The 4,508-nt window shown below is 70.1% G+C and carries 4 protein-coding genes; all 4 read left to right on the plus strand.

The window, feature by feature from the left end; all coding sequences use genetic code 11:
- Window positions 1-1,459: sensor histidine kinase (locus DI269_RS04550; protein WP_232822615.1), on the plus strand; the 1,459-nt coding region annotated here is incomplete at its 5' end.
- Between the two features lie 11 nt (window positions 1,460-1,470).
- On the plus strand, window positions 1,471-1,872 hold the full coding sequence (locus DI269_RS04555) for a roadblock/LC7 domain-containing protein (RefSeq protein WP_091052626.1): 402 nt from the start codon (window positions 1,471-1,473) through the stop codon (window positions 1,870-1,872).
- A 224-nt stretch (window positions 1,873-2,096) separates the two neighbouring features.
- Window positions 2,097-3,773 (plus strand): aa3-type cytochrome oxidase subunit I, encoded by a 1,677-nt coding sequence (ctaD, locus tag DI269_RS04560; protein WP_112133942.1) that lies wholly within the window; start codon window positions 2,097-2,099, stop codon window positions 3,771-3,773.
- Window positions 3,774-3,900: 127 nt separating this feature from the next.
- Window positions 3,901-4,455 carry an isochorismatase family protein gene (locus tag DI269_RS04565; RefSeq protein ID WP_112133943.1) on the plus strand — a complete coding sequence of 185 codons (555 nt, stop codon included), beginning with the start codon at window positions 3,901-3,903 and terminating at the stop codon, window positions 4,453-4,455.
- Window positions 4,456-4,508: the final 53 nt, after the last annotated feature.

The following is a 4,508-nucleotide window of genomic DNA, read 5'->3' on the forward strand; positions in this document are numbered from 1 at the left end:
CTCGCGGACCCTGCTCACCACGTTCGCACTGGTGATCGTGCTGGCGCTGACGTCGATCATCTCCGCGGCGATGCTGGCGCGGCGCATCAGCCTCCGCGTCGACGGCGTCCGCGAGGCGACCCTGACCGCCGCGTACGACACGCTGCCGAAGACGGTGGCCGCGGTGTCCCAGGCGGCCAACGCGGACGAGGTCGACCGGCTGCTCCAGACCGCGAAGCGCCAGACCGTCCAGACCTCCGACTCGCGGTACTCCGACGAGCTCGACAGCCTCGCCGAGGCGTTCAGCGCCGCGCACCACCAGGCCCTGCGCCAGACGGCGAACCAGGCGCTGCTGCGCATCGACGTCGAGGCGATGATGAAGACGCTCGCCCGCCGCGGGCAGAGCCTCATCCGCCGCCAGCAGCAGCTCATGGAGTCGGTGGTCGAGCAGTCGCCCAACCACGCGATCCCCGAGGAGTGGCGCAGCGTCTACCACCTGCTGGCGCGCATGCGCCGCAACGAGGAGAACCTGCTCCTGCTCGCGGGCGGCGACCCGCAGCGCCGCTACAACCACCCGGCGAACCTCGACACGATCATCCGCGACGCGGTCGCCGAGATCGAGGACGCCGGGCGCGTCGTGGTCGAGAACCAGGTGTCGGCGCGGCTGGAGACCAAGCCCGCCGGGGACCTGGTGCGCATCCTCGCGGAGCTGCTCGACAACGCGGCCGCGTACTCGCCGCCGACCCAGTCGGTGCGGGTCACTTCGCGCCGTTCGGGTTCGGAGATCGTCATCTCCATCGCCGACGACGGCATCGGGCTCGCGCCCGAGCCGATGGCCGCGATCAACCGCCGCCTGGCCGAGCCGACCCAGCTGAACTCGGAGCTGACGGCGACCATGGGCCTGCTCGTGGTGGGGCGCCTCGCCGCAGAGCACTCGGTGAGCGTGCAGCTGCACTCGACGATGGGCAAGGGCACGCTCGCGCTGGTGCGCATCCCGTCGAGCGCGCACGCGGAGGACCCGGTGGGCCTGTCGCCGGACCTGAAGGGATCGGCCGCGCGCCTGGCCCTGTCGGCCCGCGCCGCGAACCTGCCGGTGACCGGAACCGGCGGGGAGGCCGCCGCCCCGGGCGCGGTCGAGCCGATCGTGCCGCGTCCGCGCAAGGCCGGCCCGGCCCCCGAGCCACGCCCCGTAGCTGGGGTGACACTCAACGGAGCCAAGACGGTCCAGGCCCCTGCGGGCCCCGCTCCCGAGACGCTGGATGTTACCTTCAGGAAGGTGAACCGAGCACTCGAAAACTCCGGCAGGACCAACGGCGCCGAACTGCCCCGTCGCGCGCCGGGCTCCCGACTGCTCCCCGGCTCCGTCCCCAGTGCCCGACAGGGCGGCGGCGCCGATCTCGACCCGGCGGAGATCCGGGACCGGCTCGCCGGTTTCGCCTCCGGCATCGCGGCGGCCGCCGCGCACGAACAACGCCAATAGAAAGCAGCGAGATGGATAGCAAGGACAAGAACGTCGGTGAACTCGACTGGCTCCTGACCTCCTTCGTGGAGAAGGTGCCGGACGTCTCCGAGGCGCTCACGGTGTCCGTCGACGGCCTCGCGATCGCCGCCTCCCGGGGCCTGTCGACCGACCGGGCCGACCAGCTCGCCGCCATCACCTCCGGGCTCGCGAGCCTGACGACGGGGGCGGCCAAGGTCCTCGACGCCGGCCGGATCCGCCAGTCCGTCATCGACATGGACGAGGGCGTGCTGCTGCTCATGGCCGTCGGCGACCGCGCCCAGCTCGCGGTCCTCGCGAACGCCGGCTGCGACCTCGGCCAGGTCGGCTACGAGACCGCCCTGCTGGTCAAGCGGGTCTACGCCGCGCTCGAACCCGACGCCCGGGGCCTGTAGTCCCCGTAGGAGATTCCTCACCCGCGCCGGGCCTCGCCCATCGACGGCCCGCGCGGTTGATCTCAGCTCAGTGATGTTTCGCGTATTCGACCTGCGACAACCACTGAGCGCCCATCCAACGCTTACGCACCGCCACGCCGCTCGGGCTGCGCCCCTCCGCGTCGGCGGCGTTTCGCGGGGCTATGCTGCGTTCGCTACCTGGAAATGAATCTGGAGGCCCACACGTGACCACGGTTGAGCCGAAGCTTGAGCCGACGCCTATCGTCGCGCGTCCGTGGCCGGTGCGCCGCGAGCCCAAGGGCTCCTGGCTCGCCCGCACACTCCGCACGACGGACGCCAAGCAGATCGGCCTGCTCTACTTCGTGACGTCGTTCGCGTTCTTCGCGATCGGCGGCATCCTGGCCCTGCTCATCCGCGCGGAGCTGTTCCAGCCCGGCCTCCAGATCGTGTCCTCTGAGCAGTTCAACCAGCTGTTCACGATGCACGGCACCATCATGCTGCTGATGTTCGCGACGCCCATCGTGTTCGCGTTCGGCAACTACCTGGTGCCGCTCCAGATCGGAGCGCCCGACGTCGCGTTCCCGCGGCTGAACGCCTTCGCGTACTGGCTGTACCTGCTCGGCTCGACCCTCGCGGTCGCCGGCTTCATCACGCCCGGCGGCGCGGCGTCCTTCGGCTGGTTCGCGTACCAGCCGCTGTCGAACGCCGTGAACTCGCCCGGGATCGGCGCCGACATGTGGTTCGTGGGCCTGTCCATCTCCGGTGCGGGCACGATCCTCGGCGCGGTCAACATGATCACCACGATCGTGACGATGCGCGCGCCGGGCATGCTCATGTTCCGGATGCCGATCTTCACGTGGAACATCCTGATCACCAGCCTGCTGATGATCCTGGTCTTCCCGATCCTGTTCGCCGCGCTCCTCGCCGTCATGGCCGACCGCACCCTCGGTGCGCACGTCTTCGACGCCGAGACCGGCGGGGCGATCCTGTGGCAGCACCTGTTCTGGTTCTTCGGGCACCCGGAGGTGTACATCGTGGCGCTGCCGTTCTTCGGCATCGTCTCGGAGATCTTCCCGGTGTTCAGCCGCAAGCCGATCTTCGGCTACAAGACCCTCGTCGCCGCGACCCTGGCGATCGCGGGCCTGTCGATGGCCGTGTGGGCGCACCACATGTACGCGACCGGCGCGGTCATGCTGCCGTTCTTCTCGCTCATGACGTTCCTGATCGCGGTCCCGACCGGTGTGAAGTTCTTCAACTGGATCGGCACCATGTGGAAGGGCCAGCTGACCTTCGAGGCCCCGATGCTGTTCAGCATCGGCTTCCTGGTCACGTTCCTCCTCGGCGGCCTGTCGGGCGTCCTGCTCGCGAGCCCGCCGGTGGACTTCCACGTCTCGGACTCGTACTTCGTGGTCGCGCACTTCCACTACGTGCTGTTCGGCACGATCGTGTTCGCGGTCTACGCCGGCGTGTACTTCTGGTTCCCGAAGGTCGCCGGGCGCATGTACGACGAGCGCCTCGCGAAGGTCCACTTCTGGCTGACGTTCATCGGCTTCCACACGACGTTCCTGGTCCAGCACTGGCTCGGCGCCGAGGGCATGCCCCGCCGGTACGCCGACTACCTGGAGTCCGACGGGTTCACGACGCTGAACATGATCTCGACGATCGGCGCGTTCATCCTGGGCCTGTCGACGCTGCCGTTCATCTGGAACCTGTTCAAGTCCTGGAAGGCCGGGCGCGTGGTCGAGACCAACGACCCGTGGGGCTACGGCGGCTCGCTCGAATGGGCGACCAGCTGCCCGCCGCCCCTGCGCAACTTCGACCGCCTCCCGCGCATCCGCTCGGAGCGCCCCGTCTTCGACGAGAAGTGGGGACACCTGGTCAAGGAGGTCAAGGGCCACTAGCCCGCGACCCCGCGCAAAGCCCGTCGGCTCCGGCCGGCGGGCTTTCGCCTTGCCCGCCGGGCACGAAACGGGCGCAGTCGCGCTACGGGACTACCGGTCGGGCGGCGGCGTCACTAGGATCGGTGACATGAGCCGGGCACTGATCGTGGTAGACGTCCAGAACGACTTCTGTGAAGGCGGGTCGCTGCCCGTCGCGGGCGGCGCCGCGGTCGCGGCCGCCGTCACCGAACTCATCCGGGCCGCCCCCGGCCGCTGGGACCACGTGGTCGCCACCCGGGACTGGCACATCGACCCGGGCCTGCACTTCTCGGCCGAACCGGACTTCCGCGACTCGTGGCCGCCGCACTGCGTCGTCGGCACCGCGGGCTCGGGCTTCCATCCGGACTTCGACCACACGCTCGCCGAGGCGGTCTTCGACAAGGGCGCCTACGAGGCCGCGTACTCCGGGTTCGAGGGCTCCTCGGGCGAGACGGGCCTGACCGAGTGGCTGCGCACCCGCGACGTCGACGCGGTCGACGTCGTCGGCATCGCCACCGACCACTGCGTGCGCGCCACGGCCCTCGACGCGGCCGCCGAGGGCTTCGCGACCACCGTGCTCATCGACTACACCGCGGCCGTCGCCGAGGAGACCCGGGCGAAGGCCCTGGAGGAGTTCGAGCAGGCGGGCGTCGCCGTCAAGTAGGGCGCGGTCAAGTGAGGCAAGACGCGGAGCGGGCCGGGGCATTCGCCCCGGCC

Source organism: Glycomyces dulcitolivorans (genome assembly GCF_003265355.1).
In the GTDB taxonomy this organism is placed as follows: Bacteria; Actinomycetota; Actinomycetes; order Mycobacteriales; family Micromonosporaceae; genus Glycomyces; species Glycomyces dulcitolivorans.